A 22985-nucleotide genomic window follows, 5' to 3' on the forward strand; every position below is an offset into this window, starting at 1 on the left:
GGGCTAAGGGAGGCATGGGGTGCGCGAGCGCTTGCCGGTAGAGGTCTGGGTACTGGTCGCGGCCAGTTTCATCATCGCCATCGGGTTCGGGATCGTGGCACCGGTACTGCCGGTGTTCGCGGCGACGTTCGGGGTCGGGCACACCGCCATCGCGATCCTGATCAGCGTGTTCGCGGGGGTCAGGCTGGCGTTCGCGCCGCTGAGCGGCATCCTCGTCAACAAGTTCGGCGAGCCGCGCATCTACATCGTCGGCATCCTGATCGTGGCGGCCGGCACCACCATGGCCGGGTTCTCCGGCAGCTACTTCGAGATGCTCGGCTGGCGGGCCCTCGCGGGCATCGGGTCGACGATGTTCACCGTCGCCGCGCTCGCGCTGCTCATCCGGATCACCCCGGCGCCCATGCGCGGGCGGGCCTCCGGCATGTGGGCGGCCGGGTTCCTCGTCGGCAACGTGGCGGGCCCGATCGTCGGCGCCGGTCTCGTGCCGTTGGGTCTCTGGGTGCCGTTCGTGTCGTACGGCGCGTTGCTGTGCGTCGCGGCGTTCGTGGTCTGGTTCTTCCTGCGGAAGTCGACGCTGGCGGCGCTGGACCAGTCCGGCGGCGCCGACCACATGCCGTTCATGGACGCCATGCGCCACCGCGCCTACCACGCCGCACTGGCCTCCGGTTTCGCCAACGGCTGGGCCGTGTTCGGCGTGCGCATCTCGCTGGTGCCGGTCTTCGTGATCGAGGCGCTGGAGCAGAGCCCCGCCGTCGCTGGCATCTCGATGTCGGTGTTCGCCGCCGGCAACGCCGCGATGCTGTTCCTCTCCGGCCGCATCGCCGACACCCGCGGCCGCAAGCCGGTCGCCATCGCGGGCCTCCTGGTCAGCGGCGTCACCACGATCTGGATGGGCTTCACCACCGGCACCTGGGACTTCATGGCCGCCTCGCTGATCGCGGGCATGGGCGCGGGCCTGCTGAACCCGCCGCAGAACGCCGTCGTCGCCGACGTGATGGGCGCCCGCGGCCGCGGCGGCCCCGTGCTCGCCGGCTTCCAGATGGTGACCGACCTGGGCGCCATCATCGGCCCGATCTCCGCGGGCGTCCTCGCCGACACCTTCGGCTTCGAGGCCTCGTTCGCCGTCACCGGCGCGGCACTGCTGCTGTCGGTCGTCTTCTGGCTCATCGCCCCCGAGACCCTGCCCACACACGAGGAGGAGCACACGGCCGCGGCCGTGGCACCGGAGTGCGGCGCCCTCGACGAAACGGCCGAGGTCCCACTGGGCGAACGCGTCGGCGGCAAACCACGCCACCCGGAAGCGTGAGCGCGTACTCAGGTTCTTTTCAGCCTGGATCGCTACCCTCGCCCCCGTGGGTGGAGCAGAGCGCAGTGCACGGAAACGGAAGCAGGCCGCGCGTGCGGTGACCCAGGCTCGCAAGTCGGGCGGGGACAGGACGAAGGTCATCGCCGGCATCGCCGTGGTGGCCGTGCTGGCGGTCGCCGTGATCGGTTACGTGATCTACCAGCAGAAGTCCGGCGACTCGACGACGGACGGCGCGATCCCCGCCGCCCCCGCCGAGAAGGTCATCTCGGCGCCGTCGGTGCGGGACAACAACGTCGTGGTCGTGGGCAAGGACAGCGCCACCACCACCATCGACGTCTACGAGGACTTCCTCTGCCCGGCCTGCGGCCAGTTCGAGGAGATCTACGGCAAGGACCTCAAGACCGCGGTCGAGGACGGCAAGCTCAAGATCCGCTACAACATCCTCCCGATGCTGGACCGCCTCTCCAAGCCGGCCGGCTACTCCTCGCTGTCGGCCAACGCGGGCCTCTGCGCCGCCGACGTCGGCAAGTTCAACGAGTTCCACGCGGCCCTGTACTCGAAGCAGCCCGAGGAGGGCGGCCCCGGCTACACCAAGGACCAGCTGATCAAACTCGGCAAGGACCTCGGCATCACCGACCCGGCCTTCGAGACGTGCGTGCAGAACGACACCTACAAGGCCCCGCTCACCGACCTCATGTCGAAGACGAGCGCCAACGACGCCCTGAAGAACAACGGCGGCTTCGGCACGCCGACCGTGGCGCACAACGGTTCCCGCGTGGACATGGCGGCCAACGACAACTGGCTGGCCGACCTGCTCAAGTAAGCCCCTCGCTGACAGCGCCCGGTCCCCGTTCGTTCGTGGGGGCCGGGCGTCTTCGTTCTCGCTGGCCTTCGGTTGTTCGTGAGTGTGCTGCGAGTCACTTCGGTCTTCGGGGGTCGGGAGCTGGGGTGAAACTGGGGTTGCGGGTGGGTTGGACCGGGGTCTACCAGGGCGGATGGGGGTTCGGGACCCCCGATTTTCATCTTGTGGCACCGATGTTGTACGGTATTGGCACACGAGAACGGCAGGGAAACCAGCCGGGAACGTGGACCTTCAAGGGGCTGTGGCGCAGCTGGTAGCGCATCACACTGGCAGTGTGAGGGTCAGGGGTTCGAGTCCCCTCAGCTCCACAATTGAATATAGTACGAGAATCGCCCGCTGACCTGCGCAAACAGGTTCGGCGGGCGATCTTCGTTTTCGTCCACCGTAGACGGTGGCATGGCTAACTGGAGCACGAGCCTGCGACCCGCGAAATAGGGTCACGGTCCTGCTCCAGGTGCCTGTCGCCCATCTGAGTGGAATTTTGCTGGGATCTTCTAGACGGCCGTTGACCGTCGCCGGGGTCGCGCCGGTTGTGCCACCCTTTGGGTCCCTGTTCCGTGGCGCAGTCGGCGTTCACGGCAGCGTCGTGCAGGCTGTCCATGTGTGCCGCACCCCGTGCGTTCCATGGCACTAGGGTGCCGGATGTGTTGGTGACGCTGTACGGGTTATGCACTACCGCCGCCATCGAAGCCGGAGCCGACGCAGTCTGTTCCGCGGCCAAACGCAGCCCCCGCCGAATGCCGCCGCAGGAGGACTTCGCCGAGCTTGCCGACAAGCCGTTCGAGTTGTGTCACGCGGGCTCACTCGGCGATTTGAACCGGGTGTTAGTGATCACGGGCTGGTGCGCGAGTTCACTGCGATCGCCAAGGGCTGATTCGTAGCATGGCCCGTGACGACAATGCACGGATGGAAGCCATCGGCGTCGCCAGGGTGCAACTCGCGGTCGCCGAGTCACTGCGCTGGGTCTTTCGATCTCTTACCGAGCAGGACAACGGAATCGACGCTCATGTCGAGGTTGACGACGGCGTGGACGTGACCGGGCGGCTGCTTGCTGTGCAGATCAAAGCAGGGGTGAGCTGGTTTCGCCATCCTGGGCCGGACGGGTGGTGGTACTACGCAAGCGGGCGGCATGCCAGGTACTGGAACGGTTACAGCCTTCCGGTGGTGATCGTCCTGTACGACCCACGGACCGAGTGCGCCTATTGGCAACTCGTCAACGATGACACCGTGGTCTCGACATCGAGTGATGGCAAGAAGGTGCTCGTTCCACAGGCGCAGGTGCTCGACGGTTCTTCTCGCGAAGCACTGCAGGCGATCGCCGAGAATCGCCCTGTGCCTCGACGCGACCGGGAAACTGAGCAGATCGTGGAGCAACTTCCTGAGCGGCAGCACCTTGTCCGGGTGCGGTTGGGCCAAGCACTGCTGCGGGGTGCGCTGCTGCGTCGTTACGGCTCGGCGTGCGCCGTGACTGGCCCGTGTCTGCCGGACCTGCTCAAGGTCGCTCATCTCGTGTCATTCGCAGACGCCGAAAGAATCCCTGTGGACAACCAGGTTCTGCTGCGAGGTGATGTGTACAAGCTGTTCGATGCAGGGCTGCTCACCGTCCATCCCGACACATGGCGCGTGTTGCTGTCACCCGTGATCAAGAACAACCCTTCCTACGCGGAGTTCGATGGCGCCGAATTCGTGGCAGGACCAGACCGTGAAGCGGTTCGCCGACACTTCCAGCGTGCAACCGCTTCCTGGGGCTAGGCACCTGGTCGGCTGTCTTCGGCGCCATCTGGGGTTCTTCCGGTAGCTCGGAGACTTTCAAGCATGGTCCGATGGGACCTGAAGGGAGTCGTCCGTGGCGCCACCGAAGAAGTACCCTGACGAGCTGAGGGCTCGTGCGATCCGGCTGTACCGGGAGTCGGATTCGAAGCCGGTGATCCGCCGGCTTGCCGAGCAGCTCGGGGTCCATCACAAAGCGTCGCGCAACTGGATCCGGCAGGACGAGGCCGACCGGGATCCGGATGTCACGCAAGCGGGTCGAGCGGCTGATGCGCAGCCACGAGCTGCAGGGCGCGTTCTTGCGCAGGAAGTGCAGAACACCCTCGACCCGCCGCGACCCACGGGCCACAGCTGCACCGGACCTGGTCAACCGGGATTTCACCGCGCTGGCTCCGACCCGGCTGTGGGTCGCCCACGCCACCCGCATTCCCACCGGCGAGGGAGTGTTTTGATTCGCCGCGGTGTGAGATGCGTTCTCCAACCCGATCGTCGGCTGAAAAGACCAGCGATCGCTGCGACACCAGCCTCGTGCTCGGCGCCCTGGAGTACGGCCTCTGGTCCCGCGAAGTTCGCGACGGCGGGTTGATCCACCACAGCGACCACGGCTCGACCTGCACCTCGATCCGCTTCGCGCAACGTCTGGCGGACAATGGAATCCTGCCGTCGATGGGCTCGGTCGGCGACTCCTACGACAACGCGCTGATGGAGAGTTTCTTCTCCATGCTGAAGATCGAGCTGGTGTACCGCAACTAGTAGCGCACCCGCGACGAGGCCGAGAACGCGATCTTCAGCTACATCGACGGCTGGTACAACACCCAGCGCATCCAGAAAGAGCTCGCTGGCTCAGCGCCGACGAGTACAAGGCCGCCTGGCACGCTGATCAACACAATCCATCCACCCCTGCGTCCCCCGCCGGAGCCAGGTAATCAACCCTCCGAGTTCTCGGGGAACCTCACCTTCGCCTGTCCATGCTCACGGAGGGCTACGTCTCTACTGCGTATCCGACTTGGTGATCTCGGCCACCACTCTCGGTGTGTGTACGCATGTATTCGCTCCGTGAGCAGACGTTGACCCGTCTGGAGGCATTCCGTTTCCCGTCGATCTCGGTCATAGTGCTCCAGCACGGGTCGGGGGACCATCGTCGGAGGGGGCTGCCGGAGTTCCGGCAGCGGGGGGAAGTTCATGATCACCGCCAGAGGGCGGAGCTTTGCTCTGCCCGCATTCACTGCTGCCTGCATGATGACCGGGGGGCTCGTCGGTTCGGTGGCGCCGGCGGCTGCGTCCGCCCCGGATCAGGTGGCGGACGCTGCGGGTGCGCACAGGCTCGCGCAGCAGAGCGGCCAGTCGATCGTCATCGGATCGGAGACCACCGAGACCGCGGAAGTCAAGGCGAACCCGGACGGCACGCGCACGCTGGTCGAGTACACGCATCCGGTGCGGGTGAAGCAGAACGACGCGTGGGTCGCCGTCAACCTGGATCTTGCTCCACAGGCGGATGGCTCACTCGCGCCGAAGGCGGCGCCGGTGACGATGTCGTTCAGCGCAGGAGGTCCTGGTTCAGCCGACGAGCCTGTTGCCAAGTTGGTGAAGGGTACGGCCGAGGTCGGCTTCGGCTGGGACCGCGACCTGCCGCCTGCGCGGATCTCCGGTGGGCTCGTGACCTATCCCGAGGTGTTCCCCGGCGTGGACCTCGAGGTGAAAGTGGCGCTGACGGGCTTCGCGCAGAACCTCGTCATCAAGAACGCCGACGCTGCGAAGAACCCAGATCTGAAGAAGATCACTTTCAAGTCGCACACGAAGAACACCACGATCACCAAGGACACGCCGGCAGCCCGTGTGGCGAAGTCCGCCGGCGGGGGCGGCGGCCTCGTCGTCACAGATGGGGATGGCAATCAGGTGTTCGGCGGGGACGCGTCCCGGATGTGGGACTCCTCGGAAGCGGCGCGGCAGGCGGTGATGGGCGTCGACGTCGGCGCCGACACGATCTCGGTGACGCCTGACCAGTCGTTCCTCATCGATCCCCGGACCACTTACCCGGTGCGGCTGGACCCGGACTACTACTGCACCTCGTGCAGCAAGGCGCATCACGCGGTGGTCCAGTCACCACCTGAGTGGAGTGACGCTCGCAACTTCGACAAGACAGGTGGGCAGCTCGGCGACCTCAAGGCCGGCTACCTCAACAAGGGCGAGCTGGGCGCGACGGTGGCGGGCATCTCTCGCACCTACTTCCAGATGAGGACCGACGCGCTCAAGGGCAAGTTCATCCACAGCGCAGTCGTGAGTGCCAAGGTGATCTCGTCATACTCGTGCTCGCCGGATCCGACCGAGTTGGTGTCGACCAACGAGATCGGCGAGTACACCACCTGGAACAACCAGCCTGCCTGGAGGGAGGTGCTGTCGGAGAACAACGCGCGCAACAACCCGAGGGTGTGTGCCACGGACGGACTTGCGGAGTTCGACGCGAAAGCAGCCGTCGTGAAGGCCGCAGCAGCGCGCTCCGACCTCGCGACGTTCATGTTCAAGGGCAAATACGAGAACGTGGTCGACAAGGGCTGGCGCCGGTTCGATCTGAACCCGTACCTCGAAGTGCACTACAACTCGTATCCGAACCTGCCCGTCAACCTCGGCATGGAGGCGTGGGGGAACAACGCCTCCGACGCGCTGCCTTGCGTCACGGGCGACAACCGACCGGTTGTGGCCACACGCACGCCCAGATTGCGTGCTCTTGTATCTGATCCTGACGGTGACCTCCTGCGCGACTCGGGTTTCGCCCTGTACCGCGGCACCTCAGGCAACGGCACGTTCCTGAAAGAAATCTATGCCCTGGACGTACCGTCCGGTTCGTACGCGGAGGTCACCGTGCCGCCGGACACGCTCGCCGAGAACGGCGTCTTCGTCTGGTCGATGTATGCCGGTGACGGTGGTCTTCGATCACTTCGCACACGTGACTGCGAGTTCACCGTCGACACGATCGCGCCGAACACGCCTCTGGTCTTCTCGGCGGACTACCCCACAAGTGGTTTCCACGGAAGCGTTGGCCGTACCGGCATCTTCAGGTTCTCGCCCAACGGCAACACTGGGCCGAACGGTGTTCAGGACGTCGTTCGGTACGGTTGGTCGCTGGGACGCGACACTGTCGACAGCAAAGTCCTGGTCTCGACGTCGAGCGGTGTGGTGGACGTGCCGATCACGCCCACCGAGGGTGGCACCAACACCTTGTACGTACAGGCGTTCGACCGCGCGGGCAACAGCGCAGGAGTGCCGCAGAAGTACGTGTTCAACGTCGCGGACCCGATCGGACCTGTGTCGGCGTGGAACTTCGACGAGAGCGGTGGGAGCACCGCGGCCGACATCACCGGCGCCGGCCGCCCGCTCGCGTTGAACGGTGCGGCCTTTGGACCCGGCTACGCGAACAACGCTTTGGTCAACACTACGAACTCGTTCGCCTCGACGTCGACATCCTCGGTGAACACCGCACGGGCGTTCTCGGTCTCGGCCTGGGCCAAGCTCGACAACACCAACGGCGTCTACGCGGTCGCGAGTCAGGACGGTGCCTTCGCGAGCAGCTTCTACCTGCAGTACTCGCCTGACGTCGGCCGCTGGGTGTTCAGCGCGGCTATGGAGGACAAGAACGACGCTGCAGTGGCCCGCGCTGTCTCGTCGACGCTTCCGCAAGCGAACGTGTGGACCCACCTGGTCGGAACCTATGAACCGAACTCGCGCAAGCTGAAGCTGTACGTCGACGGGAAGCTGGACGGCACCGCCGACGCGACGCTCTTCGGCGCGACCGGTGCGTTCGTCGCCGGCGCGGCGAAGTGGAACGGCAACCGGGTGAACAGGATGTCCGGCCGCGTCGACCACCTCCAGGTGTGGGATCGGGTGCTGAGTGCGAAGGAAGCAGCTGACCAGAACAACTTCACGGTGTTGCGCGCCCACTACAACCTCGACGAGCGCTCGGGCACGGCGACGAAGGACGAGGTGACCGGGCAGAACGCCGCGCTTTCCGGCGGCACGGCGTGGTCGGGCACACCTGTGGACCCCGATGACCCGAACCAGGTGCTCACCAGCAAGGACAAGTGGCTCAAGGTCGGTGTTCCCCTGTCCGGTGAGGTGACCGGTGCGCGTCCGGCGAATCTGCGCACAGACCGGTCGTACACCGTGTCGGCCTGGATGCGGCACGCCGGACCCGACGAGTACGCGCGTGCCGCTGTCGGCATGGGCGACGCAACCCATTCGCCGTTCCTCCTCGGCTATCGGCCGGAGACCCGGAAGTGGGGCTTCACGCTTGCGAGGACGCCGGCAGGAGACGGTGTTTACGCGCTCTCCGATCACACGGCAGAGGCGAACAAGTGGGTGCATCTCGCAGCCACGTACAACGCGACCAGCGACACGGTCACCCTCTTCGTGAACGGCGTCAAGCAGAGTGCCCCGGCGACAGTGGCTCAGACGTTCAACGGGTCAGGTGACCTGTGGCTGGGGCGCGGAATCTGGGGCGGACAGCGGTCGGACCTGTGGAGAGGCGACATCGACGACGCCCGCGTCTACTCCGGTGTCCTGTCCGCCACGCACATCGACTCGCTGTACCGGGCGACCCTGCACTTCTGACCACCACTGATTGAGGAACCTGCCGTGAGAAGAAGAAAGTGGACGGCGCTCTTGGTGGTGCTGTCGTTGGTGCTCTCGTCCGGTCAGGACGCGCTCGCCGCCGCCGGGCCCAACCGGTACGACTGGAAGCTGCCCGAGCTGCAGCAGGACAGGTCGGTGCCGACAACCGCCGTCTCGTCACGCCCGAACCTGGAGGACGCGGCGGCGAAGGTCGCAGTGACGAAGGTCGATCCGCCGGCGTGGCCGGCGGAGGCACAAGCCGACGTCGAGCTCGCCACGGGACAGGCAGCGGCTGTGAGAGCGGCGACGGGCATTGTTTCCTTACGCCACAAGGACGACGTGGCCGCCGCGAGGTCGGCGAAGCCGACCAAGATGCGGTTGAACGTCAAGGGGCAGGACGCCGCTCGAAAGCTCGGGCTCAACGGTGTCGTGTTCAGCCTGTCGGACACAGGTGGCTCGGCAGGCATCCCGCTGCGGGTGGATGTCGACTACCGCGGCTTCGCGTCGGCGTTCGGTGGTGACTACGCCTCGCGCCTGCACCTGGTGTCGCTGCCGGCCTGTGCACTGTCAACGCCGGACAAGGCGGAGTGCCGTCGTGCCCTTCCTCTGCCTGGCGGGGCCAACGACATCAAAGCGAGCAAGGTCTCGGCGGACTTCACCCCCGCCGAGGCAGCCGACAGGCAGGCCGGTTCCGGACTGATGGTACTGGCCGCCACGGCCGCACCGTCGAGTGGGAACGGTTCCTTCGCTGCCACGTCGCTGGCCCCTGCGGGGTCGTGGAACTCGGGCGGGTCGTCTGGCGACTTCACCTACGGCTACCCGATGCGCGTTCCACCGGCGATCGGCGGTTCGGCTCCCTCGGTGTCGCTCGGTTATTCGGCGCAGAGCCTGGACGGCCGGACGTCTGCGACCAACAACCAGGCCTCGATCGTGGGTGACGGCTGGGACGTCTCGCCGGGCGGCTTCATCGAACGCCAGTACAAGCCGTGCGGTCTCGACCTCGGCGGCAACAACGGCCAGACCAAGACCGGTGACCAGTGCTGGGCCACCGACAACGCCACGATCAGCCTGGTCGGCGTGTCCGGACAACTGGTCAAGGACAAGGACACCGGTGTCTGGCGCCCCAAGAACGACGACGGTGCCCGCATCGAGCACCTGTACGACGCTGTGAACGGTGACGACAACGGCGAGTACTGGAAGGTCACCACGACCGACGGCACCCAGCACTTCCTGGGGCTGAACCGGCTCCCCGGCTGGGAGGCCGGCAAGCCGGAGACCAAGTCCGCCTGGACCCAGCCCGTGTACGGCAACCACGCGGACGAGCCCTGCAACCAGGGCACGTTCGACGCGTCGTGGTGCCAGCAGGCCTACCGCTGGAACCTCTCCTACTCGGTTGATCCGCACGGCAACGTCACCACGTACTACTACGAGCCGGAGACCAACCACTACGGGCGCAACGCCGATCCGGCCAAGGGCACTCCGTACGTGCGCGGTGGGCAGCTTCGGCGCATCGAGTACGGACTGCGTGACAACGGCTACTACGGCACTCCGGGCGCGAAGGTCCTGTTCGACGTCGCCGAGCGCTGTCTGCCCAACGGGGCGGTCACCTGCGATCCGGGTCAGCTCAACTCCTCGACCGCGTCGTCGTGGCCGGACGTGCCCGCAGACCAGATCTGCAACGCGGGCGAGCAGTGCACCAACCGGCTGACGCCGACGTTCTTCACCCGCAAGCGGCTCACCAAGATCACCACCCAGGTGGGCAACGGCAGCGGCGGGTTCTCCGACGTCGACTCGTGGACGCTGAACCAGGACTTCCCGGGCACCGGCGACGGCACGTCACCGGCCATGAACCTGAAGTCGATCGTCCACACCGGGTTGTTCGGTGGTTCGACCGCGTTGCCGCCGACGACGTTCGACCGGATCGCGATGGCGAACCGGGTCGACGGCGGCGCGGACAACTACCCGCCGCTGACCAGGTACCGCATCAACGGCATCACCACCGAATCCGGCGCGTACACCCAGATCAAGTACAGCGACCGGGACTGCGTGCCCGGCTCTCGGATGCCGGCCGCACCCGAGTCGAACACACTGCGCTGTTATCCGACGTGGTGGACGCCTGAAGGTGCTGTCGACCCCCAGCTCCACTACTTCCACAAGTACGTCGTCACCGATGTCGTCGACGACGACCGCACCGGTGTCTCCTCGCTGATCAAGACGCACTACGACTACGTCGGCGATCCGGCGTGGCACTACGACGAGAACGACTTCGCCGAAGCCAGCCGGCGAACGTGGTCGCAGTGGCGCGGGTACGGCACCGTGCGCACGGTCAAAGGCGAGCCAGGCTCGACGCAGAGCGTGGCGGAGACGGTGTACTTCCGCGGCATGGACGGTCGCACGGTGACCACCAGCGAGGGCGAGCCGGTCCAGGACGCGCAGCGGCTGCAGGGCTTCGTGCGGGAAACCCGGCAGTACAACAACGGGCAGCTCGTCTCGGCGTCGGTGAACGACCCGTGGCTGAGCCCCATCACCGCCACGGGCGCTGACGGCAGGAAAGCACAGCTGAGCAACGTCGAAGCGGTACGGGGACGCACGTTGCTCGAAAATGGCCAGTGGCGGCGCACCAAGGTCGTCAAGACCTACGACGCGGTCGGCATCGTCACGAAAACCGAGGACCACGGCGACCTCGCGATCACCGGTGACGAGTCCTGCGCGCGCACCACCTTCTTCCGCAACAACGCGGCGTGGATGCTGACTTATGCGGCAGAGGTGGAGACGGTCAAGGGTCTGTGCACCGTACAGGCCAGCGCCTCGACGATCCTGTCGATCGTCCGGTCGTCCTACGACGGTCAGGCCTGGGAGAGCGCACCCACGAAAGGGGACATCACCAAAGCCGAGGTGCTCGACTCCTGGGACGAGACGGGCAAGAAGTGGGTCACCGCATCGACCTCGACCTTCGACGCCTACGGCCGTCCCAGGGAGGTCACCGACGCCACCGAGCAGAAGACGACCACGACCTACTCACCGGCCACCGGCCCGCTGACCCAGGTCACCAGCACCAACGCGCTCGGTCACGTCTCCACCGGCTACTTCGAGCCGGCCTGGGGAGTCTCGACGGCCTCGGTTGACGCAAACGGCCGGCGCGCGGACCTCGCCTACGACGCTCTGGGCAGGTTGATCAAGGCGTGGACGCCCGGCCATTCGAAGGCGACCCAGCAGGCCGACGCCGAGTTCGTGTACACCTACAACACCGACAAGCCCAGCGTGGTGGCCGCGAAACGTCTGCAGGACGACGGCAAGACCTACTTCACCTCGTACACGCTCTACGACGGCCTGCACCGAGAACGGCAGACGCAGTCCCCGTCACCTGCGGGCGGACGACTGATCTCCGACACCTTCTACGACTCACGAGGCCTGCCGTACAAGAAGAACGGCGCATACTGGAACAACACCGCGCCGAGCTCCGTGCTCGCCGGTGTGTTCGACAACGAGGTCCCGAACCAGACCATCACCACCTACGACGGCATGGAACGGCCGACCGCGTCGATCTACCGCAAGAAGGCGATCGAGCAGTGGCGCACCACCACCTCCTACGGTGGTGACCGTGTCCACACCACGCCACCTCAGGGCGCGGCCGCGACGACGCTGATCAACGACGCACAAGGCCGCACCACCGAGAAAAGGCAGTACACCAACGGCCTCGGCACCGCGTTCGACGCCACCAAGTACACCTACACCCCGGCCGGCCAGCTCGCCACGGTGACCGACCCGGTCGGCAACACCTGGCGGCACAACTACGACCTGCGCGGTCGCAAGATCGCCTCCGCCGACCCCGACACCGGCAACAGTTCGACGGTGTACGACGCCGCAGGACGCGTGCTCAAGACCAAGGACGGACAAGGCCGCGAGATCGCATTCACCTACGACGCACTGAGCCGCAAAACCGCGTCCTACATCGGGTCCACGTCGGGCACGAAGCTCGCGGAGTGGCAGTACGACACGTCCGTGGACAGCACCGGCAAGCTGAACGGCCGTGGCATGTTGACGTTGTCGCGCAAGTGGATCGACGGGCAGCCCTACACGCGCAAGGTCGTCGGCTACGACGAAGCCGGTCGCGCTCAAGGCGAACGGGTCATCATTCCTTCGGCGGCGCAGGGCGTCCTGGGCACGACCTACGAGAGCCGTCAGGAGTACACCTACACCGGCAAGTTCCGCGGAATGACGTACCTGGACGTGAACTCGGGCGGAAAGACCATCGTCCCGGGCGAATCGGTAGGGACGCTCTACAACAGCTACGGGTTGCCCGAGACCACCATCGGCGGGCTCGGTCAGTACGTCACGGAGACCAACTACTCGAGTCTCGGCGAAGTGCTGCGTGAGACCTACGACGACAGCGGGAGCGAGTACAACCTCTGGGTGACCAACTTCTACGAAGAAGGCACCCGCAGGCTGGAACGCACGATCGCCGACCGCGAGACGGAAACGGCTTACCGGATCGCCGACCGCAACTACAGCTACGACCCCTCCGGCAACATCACCCGAGTCGCTGACACGCCGGCTGGCGGCCCACCGGACATCCAATGCTTCGCCTACGACTACCTGCGACGGATGACCGAGGCGTGGACACCGGGCTCCGGTGACTGCACCGCGACGCGTTCCGCGTCTGCCTTGGGCGGCGCGGCGAAGTACTGGCACTCGTGGACGTTCGACAAGACCGGTAACCGGCTGACTCAAACGCAGCACGCCGCGGCAGGCGACACGGTGAACACCTTCACCTACCCCGCAGCGGGCAGCCCACAGCCGCACACGGTGACCAAGGTCGACACGACCGGCCCGAACGGCACGTCCCTGGACACGTTCGGCTACGACGCCTCCGGGAACACGACCTCGCGCAAGATCTCCGGCAACACCCAGACGCTGGAGTACGACGCCGAGGGCCGCGTGTCGAAGGTGAAGAACGCCGACGGCAAGGAGTCGACGTACCTCTACGACGCCGACGGCAACCGGCTGATCGCCCGCGAGCCCTCCGCCACAACGGTGTACGCGTTCGGCCAGGAGATCCGGCTGGAGAAGGGCACCACAACTCCGTCGTGGACGCGGTACTACAGCCACAACGGGCATGTGGTGGCGCAGCGGAACTCGATCTCTGGTTTGAAGTGGCTGCTGACCGATCATCAGGGCACGGAGATGGCGGCGGTAACCCCCGGCAACCAGTCGGTACCCGCGAACAACCTGGCGGTCACCTCTCGCCGACAGACACCGTTCGGCGAAAACCGGGGCAGTGCCGTGGCATGGCCGAACACCAACGGGTTCGTTGGCGGCACACGGGAGGAGTCGGGTCTGACGCGTGTCGGTGCGCGGTTGTACGACTCGTCGACCGGGCGCTTCCTGTCCGCGGACCCGATCATCGACAACAACGACCCTCAGCAGCTCAACGGGTACGCCTACAGCAACAACAGCCCGGTGACGTTCTCCGATCCGACAGGCTTGTTGGCGGGTGGTCAGTGCGGTCCGGACGGCATCCTGTGCGGCGGTGGCCGGGAGAACTACGCCAACGAGGCCGACTACCAGAGTGACCGGCGGTTCTTCCAGCAGCAGGCTCGAGCGAGCCAGCAGCAGTCGGCAGTCAAGCGCCAGGCGCGCAGCGCGGCACTGCAGCAGGCCGGGATCAGCGAGAAGGACTACGCCGAGGCACAGCGCAACGCCCACAAGTCGAAGTGGGACGTGATCAAGGAAGTGGCCTGGGAGATGCTGAAGGACATCTCCGGGTGGAACGACATCGTCGACTGCTTCACCAAGGGCGACATCTGGGCCTGCGGCGGTCTGGTGATGAACCTGGTGCCGTGGGGCAAGGTCGGCAAGGTCATCGAAGCCGGCTACAAGGCTGTGAAAGCCGTGGCGTCGATGGCCGCGGTGATCTCCAAGGCCAAGGCGGTGCTGCGGCGGGTCGAAGAGATTGCCGCCAAGGCTGAGGAAGTCGCGCTGGACGCGATGCGCAAGATCGGTAAGGATCCCGGCTGTAACAGCTTTATGCCTGGCACCAAGGTGTTGTTAGCCGACGGGGAGCGAAAGCCGATCGAGCAGGTTGAGGTAGGCGATCAAGTTTGGTCGACTGACCCTGAAACAGGTGAGTCCGCTGCCCAAGAAGTTGTACGTACGATCATAGGTCAGGGCGCAAAGCACCTGGTGGAGATCACAGTCGACACCGATGGCGCCGCAGGTGACGCCACTGGGACGGTGACGGCAACAGAAGGGCATCCGTTCTGGCTTCCTAAGCAGCACACCTGGATGGTCGCGGGCGCCGTTGAGGTCGGCTCGGAACTGCAGACCGCAGAAAACTCGAGGGTTAGTGTCATCTCCATCCGAAAGCGGACCGAACGAGAGCGAGTCCACAACCTCACGGTCGATAACATCCACACCTACTACGTTGAGTTCGGCTCCGCCGCTGTCTTGAATCACAACACAGGAGGCAACGGGCATATCTGCCAGGTCGACGTGACGGCGGCTGATGGAAGTCCGAAGCTGAGCAAGGAGCTCGAAAGCGGAGATATGACCGCTGAGGAGGCATCTCTGGGGTATCCGGACAGCTCCGCCTTCACCCACACAGAGCACCGCTTCTCACGCATGGCTGGCGCCTCGACGGGGCCCAAGGTGTCGCTGCCGGACGACCCATTTCTTAACCAGCACCCGTTGCAGGCGGGAGACTCAGTGCTGATGCGAGGGCAGTACCCGCCCTGTACGAGATGTAAGGGTGCGATGAATAGGATGGTCCGTGAGCTCGGCGTCAGCGTCACTTATGAGTGGGACGGAAGCAAGGGTTCCGGGTCCTGGATTGCAGGAAAGGGAAGAGGAAGGTCTTAGCGATGCGTGTTACTGCAGTGCAGGTGGGTTACTTCGAGGATTACGAGGATGAAGAAGCGCTCGAAGTAGCCATCGCCGGTGTCGACGAGTCCGGAACTCCGCGTTCGTTCTCGTTTCAGCGGTCCTCCTTCGACGAGCCAGACGAGCAAGACGTAGAGAACGGGATGGACTCCTACAACATCTCGACCGAACGAGGGGCGACCGTCTACGGCGGTCTGCGAACTGTGGAGCTCGTCGGCCTGCAACTTTCCCTCGCATTCACGCCTGTGGACGCCGAAGCGTTGGGAGTCGACACGTCGGTGGAGATCGATCTCGCCAACGCTGAGGTCGACTTGAGTGACTTCTCGCCGAGGCTGCGGAATATCCTGGCGTGGGGTGCAGTGGAGAAGAGGCCGACGATCCTTGGGCTGGGATCGACGGAAGCCCCACCTGCTGGTTAAGTAGCTGCCCAGCAAGTCCCGTTGACTGCTGGTCAGCGGGACTTGTGTACTTCTGGATATGTAGAAGGCGATGCGCAAGCTCGGCGGCAAGAGCGGGTCGTGTGATCTGCACAGTTTGTGGCCGGGACACGCGTGCTGATGGCCGATGAGTCGTCAAAACCGATCGATTAGATTCAGATTGAGGAAAAGGGTCAAGGCGACCGACCCGGCATCGGGAGAAACCTCGGATCGGGAAGTCGTGGGCACAATCATCTACACCGACGAAGGCGACATGACTCGCTTGTCAGCGGCCAGCGGATCGGTGGAAGCGACCTCGTGGCATCCGGTATGGGTGGAGGATCGCGGTAACTTCGCCAAATTTGGCATGCTCAAGGCTGGCGAGCACCTCCGCGCTCCGGACGGGTCGCAACCAGTTGCGTCCTCGGTGGAGCGACACGAGAGCATTCAGCCGGTCTATGACTTAACGATTGACGGCGTGCACACCTACCATGTGGTAGTCGGCGTCACTTCGGTCCTGGTGCACAACTGTGGTGAGCCTTTTCCATCCTGTTCTTGCTGGTCACAAGATCGGATCGGTGTGTGGCAGACGGCCGTGAACATGGCGAAGCTCCTGGCAGCACTGGCATCACGACCAAGATCCACCGATGCCGACCAGGAGCTTCGTGTGTTGTTCTATCCGTCCGCGATCACGTTGTCCAATCGCACCCTGGGCTACGTCGCTCGGCTGATCCGCCGCCACCGCACCAGCATCGGCTCTCGCTGGCGGCGCCTGCCCGCCCACCGTCAAGCCCTGCTCGTGCCGACGCACTTGCGCAACGGCGACACCTACCAGCGCCTGGCCAGCGGGTTCGGCATCGGCCTGGCCACCGCCTATCGCTACATCCGCGAGACCACCGACCTGCTCGCCGCACGAGCACCCAGCTTCGCCCAGGCCGTCATCAGGCTGGCGGGCTCGTTCTCCAACTACGCGCTGCTCGACGGCACCGTCATCCGCATCGACCGCGCCGGTGACCGCGACCGCCAGAAAGCCTGCTACAGCGTGAAAGTCCGCCGCCACGGCATCACCCTGCAGGTACTCACCGACCCCTACGGGCAGCTCGCCTGGGTCTCGACAGGGCTACCGGGTTCGGTCTACGACCTCACCGCCGCCCGCACCCACGGCATCTTCGACACCTGCCGCCAGGCCGGGCTGCAGCTGATCGCCGACTGCGGCTACATCGGCGCCGGCGAGGGCGTTCACCTGCCCTACCGCCGCTACAAAAATGAGTTCACCCCCGGCCGGCCCGCCGCCAACCGCGCCCATTCTGCCGTGCGCTGCCGGGTCGAACGCGGCATCGCCACGCTCAAGAGCTGGCGCGTCCTCACCCGAGTCCGCGCCAGCCCACAACGAGTCACCACCTACGCCCGCGCCATCCTTACCCTCGAACAACGCACCCGATCATGAGGATGGAAAAGGCTCGGTACAGGTCATGCTGAAATTGATCATCTAACTGGTCGGACTGATGACTTGCACGGCCTTCTGTATCCGGCCGCGCAGCGGTTCCGGACGACCAGTGTGCTTGCATGCAGACCGTGCTGAAGGCGGCATCGATCTTGCGGCGGTCGGCGCACGCAGCAACCTGTCGCTCGGACAACGTGCCAACGCACTCGATGCGGGCGAACTGGCGATCTCCATGAGCAACGGGAAGCATGCCGAGGTAAAACTGCTCATGGCGGCTGAGCACCTCGATCTGCAACCTGGTGCCATCATCGCCAGCCGACCGTTCTGCTCGGACTGTCGAGATGTGCTCTGAGCCGCAGGTGCGACGATCACGGAACCAAGAACGGCCGTTTGGGAGTGATCCCGAGGATACGAGGAAGGATGATCGGGTGCTTTCGACCGGTAAGATCGACGTGATCAAGAGAGGGTGCAGTGAGCTCGACGAAGCCAGGCTCACCGCGTTCTCGCTGGCCGCAGTGCACCGCGTGCTCCCTGTCTACCAGGTGTACAGCGAGATGAAGAAGACTGTTCGGGGGCATGGCGCGGCGCATGATGCCCTCGTGGGCATCGCTCGGTTGCTCCGAGGAGAGGGAGATCTGACCTTCGAGAAGGTGGAACCGGTCGTCAACACAGCCTTGAAGGGTCTGGATTCCGACCTCTCCAAGATTCACGGCCGGTCGGAGTTCAATCTTCCGGAAGCAGTCACGGTAGAGGTGGTCACCGCTGTAACCGCAACTCTGAACGGATGGAAGAACTCGTCATCCGACGAACACCTTCAGGCTGTGATGGGTGCACTGGAAGTGGACTCCGTGTGGGCCGAGGAAACTGCGGACGAGGTGGTCACATGGGACCGGTTGACAACCCAATTTCAGCAGCAGGTCCGCGACCTCGAAGAGTTGCGTTCAGCTGACTCGGGCACCGCTGTGAGCACGTATAGAACTGTCGCCTATAGGTCTGAGCGTGAAGGGATGCCCTATCTGGACGGCATGGAGGAGCTGATGAAGCGTTTGCGCTGAGCTGGCTGGACCGATTGCCGGGCGCAGCGGTAGTTGTCGATTTGTACTGGCTGGCCGAAGGTGGGGGCGTTGATCATGAGTCCGCCGCCGGTGTAGAGGCCGACGTGGTGGATGTTGCCGGGTGTGCCGTAGAAGACGAGGTCGCCCGGCAACAGTGGCTGCTCGGCCGGGACGCGCGGGCCCGCGTCGAACTGGATCTGGGCGGCGCGGGGCAGGTTCACTCCGGCGGCGGCGTAGGCGGCTTTGGTCAGTCCGGAGCAGTCGAAGCCGGCATGTCCGCCGTCAGGGCCGTTGCCGCACCACGCGTGGGGCAGACCTCGTTGCCCGCAGGCGTAGTTGATCGCGGCGAGGATGATGGCGTTGGGTGCGTGGATGGCGCCGCAGTCACCGTTGCCGACGCTGGTCGCGGCGGCCTCGACATACTTGGCAGCCTGTTCGAAGACCTTGTCGACGAACCAGTCGGCGTAGTTGCAGGCAAAGACCGCCGCTCGCAGGTCGCCTCGCCGACGCCTTCGTCGCAGAGCAGGAAGGCCGCGGCGTGGATGGCGTCGTGCAGGTTGTGCCGCGAGGGTGGGCTGGCGTCGCCGGGCGGGATCTGGTGTGCGGCGACAACGCCGTTGAAGGTCGGGGCAAGGAACTGCATCGGCCGGCCCCGGCGGAGGTGACGGCGACGACGCGGGCGAGGACGAAGTCGGGGTGGTCCCACCGGGGGCGGCGGCATCGTCGAGCGGAAACCGTGTCCCGAGGGCAACGACGCGTCCAGAGCCTCGCGCACACACGCGTGACCGGCGCGGTAGGCGGCCTACCGCAGATGCAACATCACCCGCGACAAGCGGCCCTGATCCACGTCGAGGCCTGCTTGGACTCCACCTTCGACACGGCAGCGCTGGGCGTCCGGCGCTGATCGCGACAGGTACGCCTGCCTCGCGCCACGCCGGAAAGCGCAGCGCTGCGCGTCCGCGTTCTGCCTTCGCGCTGACCTCCGCCTCGCCGTCCACAAGGCACACTCAAGTCGTGGCCATGAACCAACTACCTGACGCTTTTGAGCGCAGCGGTGAGGGCCTGCCACGGAAGCAGGACGCAACGTACGCGGCTTCCGGTGGACCGCACGGCCTCGAAAGCGCCCATCGCGCCGACCGAGGCCGGCGGCTCCGGAGTTGCGCCACGCAGGAAGTCGCGGACCGCGTCGTGCAGTTCAGCGACCCTGTCCGCGGTCTTCGCCTCCATCACCAGGGTGTGCATGACCGACGCCGACGCCTGGCTCAGCGTGCAGCCGGCGACCTCGTGGCTCAGCTCGTCAACGATGTCGTCGTGGTGGCGCAGGCGCAGGGTGATCTCGTCGCCGCAGGACGGGTTGACCTTGTGCACCTCCGCGGTGAACTCGTCCTGCAGGCCGTGGCCGCTGCGCAGGCGGTAGTGCTTGGCGATGACGTCCCGGTAGAGGTCGTCGAGCTTCACGCGTGCTCCTCCAGGTCGATGAACCCCTGCGCGGCGAAGAACTCGCGGGCCCGCCGCACGCCGCTGACCAAGCGGTCGATGTCGTCGTGTCCGTTGTAGACGTGCACGCTGGCGCGGACGGTCGCTGTGACGCCGAGGGCCCGGTGCAGCGGCCATGCGCACTGGTGACCTGCCCGCACCGCGATGTCGTCGTCGTCGAGGATCTGCGCCACGTCGTGCGCGTGCACCCCGTCGACGACGAAGCTGATGATTCCGGGCCGGCGCGCTGGGTCGTCGGGTCCGAGGGTGCGTACGCCGGGGAGCGCCCGCAGCTCGGCGAGCGCGTATCCGGTCAGCTCGACCTCGTGGTCGAGCACCCGCTGTTCGCCCAGGCCCTGCAGGTAGCCGATGGCCGCGGCGAACCCGACGGCCTGCGACACCGGTGGCACGCCGGGTTCGAAGCGGCGCGGCGGGTCGGCGTAGGTGGCGCCGGTGAGCGTGACCGTCTCGATCATGGAGCCGCCGGTGAGGAACGGCGGCATCCGCTCCAGCAGGTCGAACCGGCCCCACAGCACGCCGATGCCGCTCGGCCCGAGCATCTTGTGGCTCGACAGCACGAGGAAGTCCACGTCGAGCGCGCGCACGTCGATCGGTATCCGGCCTGCGGCCTGGCAGGCGTCCACCGCGACGAGGGCTCCCGCTCGGCGGGCGGCGCGCACGATTGGAGCGGTGTCGGTGACCGCGCCGGTGACGTTGCTCTGGAGGGTCACCGACACCAGCGCGGTCCGCTCGCCGATCACCTCGTCGAGCACGGTGAGGTCGAGACAACCGTTCGTGGTGCTGGGGATGTACCGCAGGGTGGCGTCGGTGCGCCTGCACAGCTCCTGCCACGGCACGAGGTTGGCGTGGTGCTCCAGCTCGCTGACGACGACCTCGTCGCCGGGCCTGATCGACAGGCTGTCCGCGCCGGTGCCGGGTGAGCCGAGGGAGAACGCGAGCAGGTTGATCGCTTCGGTGGCGCTCTTGGTGAACACGACCTCGGAGGGGTCCCCGCCCAGGTAGGCGGCGACGGTGGTGCGGGCGTCCTCGTACGCGGCTGTCGCTTGCTCCGCGAGCCGGTGCGCGCCGCGGTGGCACGCGGCGTTGGAGTGCTCCAGGAACTCGCGCTCGGCGTCGAGCACGGCGCGCGGGCGCTGGGTCGTCGCCGCGGAGTCGAGGTAGACCAGCGAGCTCGCGTCCGAGGCGGTCAGCAGCGGGAAGTCGGCCCGGACGCTCCGGGAGTCCAGGCGGGGGAGGGCGGGTGTCCGGTCGACGGCGGTCATGAGACCGTCCTGTGGTCAACGGTGCCGGACTCGATGATGATGTTCGCCGTCTGCAGGCACAGGCCCCGCACGCACACGCTGATCTCGTCGGCGTCGGCGATGTAGTCGGGTTCGGCGAACTTCGGGTTGAACGCCTCGATCCGCTTGGTCCGCACACCCTCCTGGTAGTCCGGCAGCCGGGTCCAGACGATGCCGTCGTAGGACTCGGTCCGCTCCGGGAAGACCGCCGGGTCCTGCCAGCGCACCACGACGCCGAACATCAGCAGCGGTTCGAACAGCGGCTCGGCCAGGCCGTCCTCGTCCAGGTCGCCGTCCGCGGCGTAGCTGAACCCGCCGCCGACCATGGACAGCGAGCAGGTGGCCAGCGGTTCCTCGGCGGTGGCGTGCTCGAGCGCGGTGCCGCAGCCCAGCTTGCGGGCCAACAGGTCGGCCACGGCGTAGGGCAGCGCCTCCGCGGTGCGCGGCACCGGGCGCACGTCGTTCTCGGCGTAGCGGGCGACCACCCGCAGGTCGTCGGAGCGCACCTCGTCGAGCAGCAGGGGCAGCTCCTCCTCCAGCGAGCCCTTGCTGTCGTCGAGGATCGCCGAGGCCAGCGGCACCGGCAGCATGCTCGTCGGCGTGCTGACCACGTTCGGGTGCGTCCGGTTCGCCGAGGCGCGGCGCGTGCCGTTGAGGACGTGCGGCTCCCCGTCGATGTCGGTGACGATGGTCAGCTGCAGCACCGGCTGCCACAGGCTCCCGGGCTCCAGGCACTCGCGCAGCGTCGTCACCCGGTTGGACACACCCGGCAAGTGGGCGCGCAGAAACTCAGCGTCATAAACCTTGGCCATTCGAATTCCCCCTCGTGGTGACACGGTTTCGTGTTGTCATCCACGGCAGCATGCGTTCTCGCCGCCTGCCCTCCAGTGGAGGCTGGTGGCGCACCGAGGCGCTCTTCCCCCAAGCTAGCGCGACCTGTGAACGAGCGGTTGTGTTGTCCTTGTCGTCCGTTATGTGCATAGGGCTGGACGAGTGAGTTCTTGAGTCGGGCCGACCGCTTCTTCCGGCCAGAACAGGTAAGCCTGAAATCCATCTTGCGACTCAGCGTGATTCTTGATTCATGTGCACGAGGAATTTCTCACGCCGTTGCCCCGGAAGGGTGGTCTTCTGCACTACTCTCCGATGCTGATCGAGGAAACCGGGGCTATGTCATTCCTCGTCAGGAGAAAACACGCGGTGGCCGGCATTGCTCTACGCTCGGCCCGGTGACCTCCACCCTTGATCGCCTGTACTCGTTCATCCAGTTCTCCGCGCGCCTGCGGGAGGTCGAGCGGCACAACCTGGCGACCCCCGACCGGCCCGAGTCGGTGGCCGAGCACTCCTGGCACCTCGCCCTGATCTGCTGGCTCCTGCGCGACGAGTTCGAGCGCGAGTTCAACGCACCCGTCGACCTGGACAAGATGATCAAGATGTGTCTCCTGCACGACCTCGTCGAGATCGACACCGGCGACCCCTCCGCCTGGCGCACCGACGGTGCCGCCGAGGGCAGCGCGGAAGCCAAGCGGCAGAAGGCGTTGGCGGAGGAGCAGTCGGCTCAGGAACGATTCGGTTCCCTCCCGGAACCCATTGCCTCCGAAATGCTCGCGGTGTGGCACGAGCACGAGGCAGCGGAAACGGTGGAGGCGCGGCTCGTGCGGGCGGTGGACCGGTTGAACCCGGCGCTGATGCGGCACCTGACGGGGCAGGGGTGGTCGGATGTGAGCGCTACCGCTGAGGACCTGGACAACCTGCAGCTCCCGCGGGTGTCGGTGAGTGCGACGCTCACCGAGCTGTATCAGCGGGTTCGCGCGGCTGCGGTCGAAAACGGGCAGTTCGTCGTCAAGGGCGCTTAGTCTGCGTTTTTGTCGAAT

15 protein-coding genes, 1 tRNA gene and 2 pseudogenes are annotated in these 22985 nt (G+C 65.9%); 14 read left to right on the forward strand and 4 right to left on the reverse strand.

Annotation, left to right across the window (positions count from 1 at the left end; genetic code table 11):
- Window positions 1–19 precede the first annotated feature (19 nt).
- The 13 genes and pseudogenes from ACZ7CH_RS30590 to ACZ7CH_RS30650 all read left to right on the forward strand — a co-directional run bounded on the left by ACZ7CH_RS30590 (window position 20) and on the right by ACZ7CH_RS30650 (window position 18337).
- Window positions 20–1306 (forward strand): MFS transporter, encoded by a 1287-nt coding sequence (locus ACZ7CH_RS30590; RefSeq protein ID WP_470375522.1) that lies wholly within the window; start codon window positions 20–22, stop codon window positions 1304–1306.
- A 46-nt stretch (window positions 1307–1352) separates the two neighbouring features.
- On the forward strand, window positions 1353–2129 hold the full coding sequence (locus ACZ7CH_RS30595) for a DsbA family protein (RefSeq protein WP_470375523.1): 777 nt from the start codon (window positions 1353–1355) through the stop codon (window positions 2127–2129).
- A gap of 274 nt (window positions 2130–2403) precedes the next feature.
- Window positions 2404–2476: transfer RNA gene (locus ACZ7CH_RS30600), tRNA-Ala, on the forward strand.
- Between the two features lie 598 nt (window positions 2477–3074).
- Window positions 3075–3920, forward strand: coding sequence for a DUF4365 domain-containing protein (locus tag ACZ7CH_RS30605; RefSeq protein ID WP_470375524.1), 846 nt, complete (start codon window positions 3075–3077; stop codon window positions 3918–3920).
- A gap of 94 nt (window positions 3921–4014) precedes the next feature.
- Window positions 4015–4524, forward strand: a complete 510-nt coding sequence (locus tag ACZ7CH_RS30610) for a transposase (protein WP_470375525.1) — start codon at window positions 4015–4017, stop codon at window positions 4522–4524.
- A complete protein-coding gene (locus ACZ7CH_RS30615; RefSeq protein ID WP_470375649.1) occupies window positions 4467–4691 on the forward strand; it encodes a hypothetical protein in 225 nt (74 codons plus the stop codon). The genes ACZ7CH_RS30610 and ACZ7CH_RS30615 overlap by 58 nt, the downstream gene beginning before the upstream one ends.
- Before the next feature lie 429 nt (window positions 4692–5120).
- The gene (locus ACZ7CH_RS30620; RefSeq protein WP_470375526.1) at window positions 5121–8543 is read left to right on the forward strand and encodes a LamG domain-containing protein; all 3423 of its coding nucleotides are present in this window, start codon (window positions 5121–5123) and stop codon (window positions 8541–8543) included.
- Between the two features lie 24 nt (window positions 8544–8567).
- Window positions 8568–15401: an RHS repeat-associated core domain-containing protein gene (locus tag ACZ7CH_RS30625; RefSeq protein ID WP_470375527.1), complete on the forward strand. Its 6834-nt coding sequence runs from the start codon at window positions 8568–8570 to the stop codon at window positions 15399–15401.
- Between the two features lie 23 nt (window positions 15402–15424).
- Window positions 15425–15841, forward strand: a complete 417-nt coding sequence (locus tag ACZ7CH_RS30630; protein WP_470375528.1) for an Imm10 family immunity protein — start codon at window positions 15425–15427, stop codon at window positions 15839–15841.
- Between the two features lie 145 nt (window positions 15842–15986).
- Window positions 15987–16361: pseudogene (locus tag ACZ7CH_RS30635) on the forward strand (polymorphic toxin-type HINT domain-containing protein); the annotation flags it as partial.
- Between the two features lie 144 nt (window positions 16362–16505).
- Window positions 16506–17285: a transposase gene (locus ACZ7CH_RS30640; RefSeq protein ID WP_470375641.1), complete on the forward strand. Its 780-nt coding sequence runs from the start codon at window positions 16506–16508 to the stop codon at window positions 17283–17285.
- A gap of 115 nt (window positions 17286–17400) precedes the next feature.
- A complete protein-coding gene (locus tag ACZ7CH_RS30645; protein WP_470375529.1) occupies window positions 17401–17634 on the forward strand; it encodes a hypothetical protein in 234 nt (77 codons plus the stop codon).
- 76 nt (window positions 17635–17710) lie between these two features.
- Window positions 17711–18337 (forward strand): hypothetical protein, encoded by a 627-nt coding sequence (locus tag ACZ7CH_RS30650; protein ID WP_470375530.1) that lies wholly within the window; start codon window positions 17711–17713, stop codon window positions 18335–18337.
- Here the strand turns inward: ACZ7CH_RS30650 and ACZ7CH_RS30655 are convergent.
- The 4 genes and pseudogenes from ACZ7CH_RS30655 to ACZ7CH_RS30670 all read right to left on the reverse strand — a co-directional run.
- Window positions 18295–18774, reverse strand: a pseudogene (locus ACZ7CH_RS30655) (C40 family peptidase); the annotation flags it as partial. The gene ACZ7CH_RS30650 and the pseudogene ACZ7CH_RS30655 overlap by 43 nt on opposite strands.
- Before the next feature lie 592 nt (window positions 18775–19366).
- Window positions 19367–19795: a Fe-S cluster assembly sulfur transfer protein SufU gene (gene sufU / locus ACZ7CH_RS30660; protein ID WP_360397922.1), complete on the reverse strand. Its 429-nt coding sequence runs from the start codon at window positions 19793–19795 to the stop codon at window positions 19367–19369.
- On the reverse strand, window positions 19792–21096 hold the full coding sequence (locus ACZ7CH_RS30665; RefSeq protein ID WP_458434212.1) for an aminotransferase class V-fold PLP-dependent enzyme: 1305 nt from the start codon (window positions 21094–21096) through the stop codon (window positions 19792–19794). Before ACZ7CH_RS30665 ends, sufU begins: the two co-directional genes overlap by 4 nt.
- A complete protein-coding gene (locus ACZ7CH_RS30670; RefSeq protein WP_360397926.1) occupies window positions 21093–21878 on the reverse strand; it encodes a hypothetical protein in 786 nt (261 codons plus the stop codon). The genes ACZ7CH_RS30665 and ACZ7CH_RS30670 overlap by 4 nt, the downstream gene beginning before the upstream one ends.
- A gap of 237 nt (window positions 21879–22115) precedes the next feature.
- Between ACZ7CH_RS30670 and ACZ7CH_RS30675 the strand changes: the two genes are divergently transcribed.
- The gene (locus ACZ7CH_RS30675; RefSeq protein WP_470375531.1) at window positions 22116–22967 is read left to right on the forward strand and encodes an HD domain-containing protein; all 852 of its coding nucleotides are present in this window, start codon (window positions 22116–22118) and stop codon (window positions 22965–22967) included.
- Window positions 22968–22985 lie beyond the last annotated feature (18 nt).

Source organism: Lentzea sp. NPDC037011, from assembly GCF_055607425.1.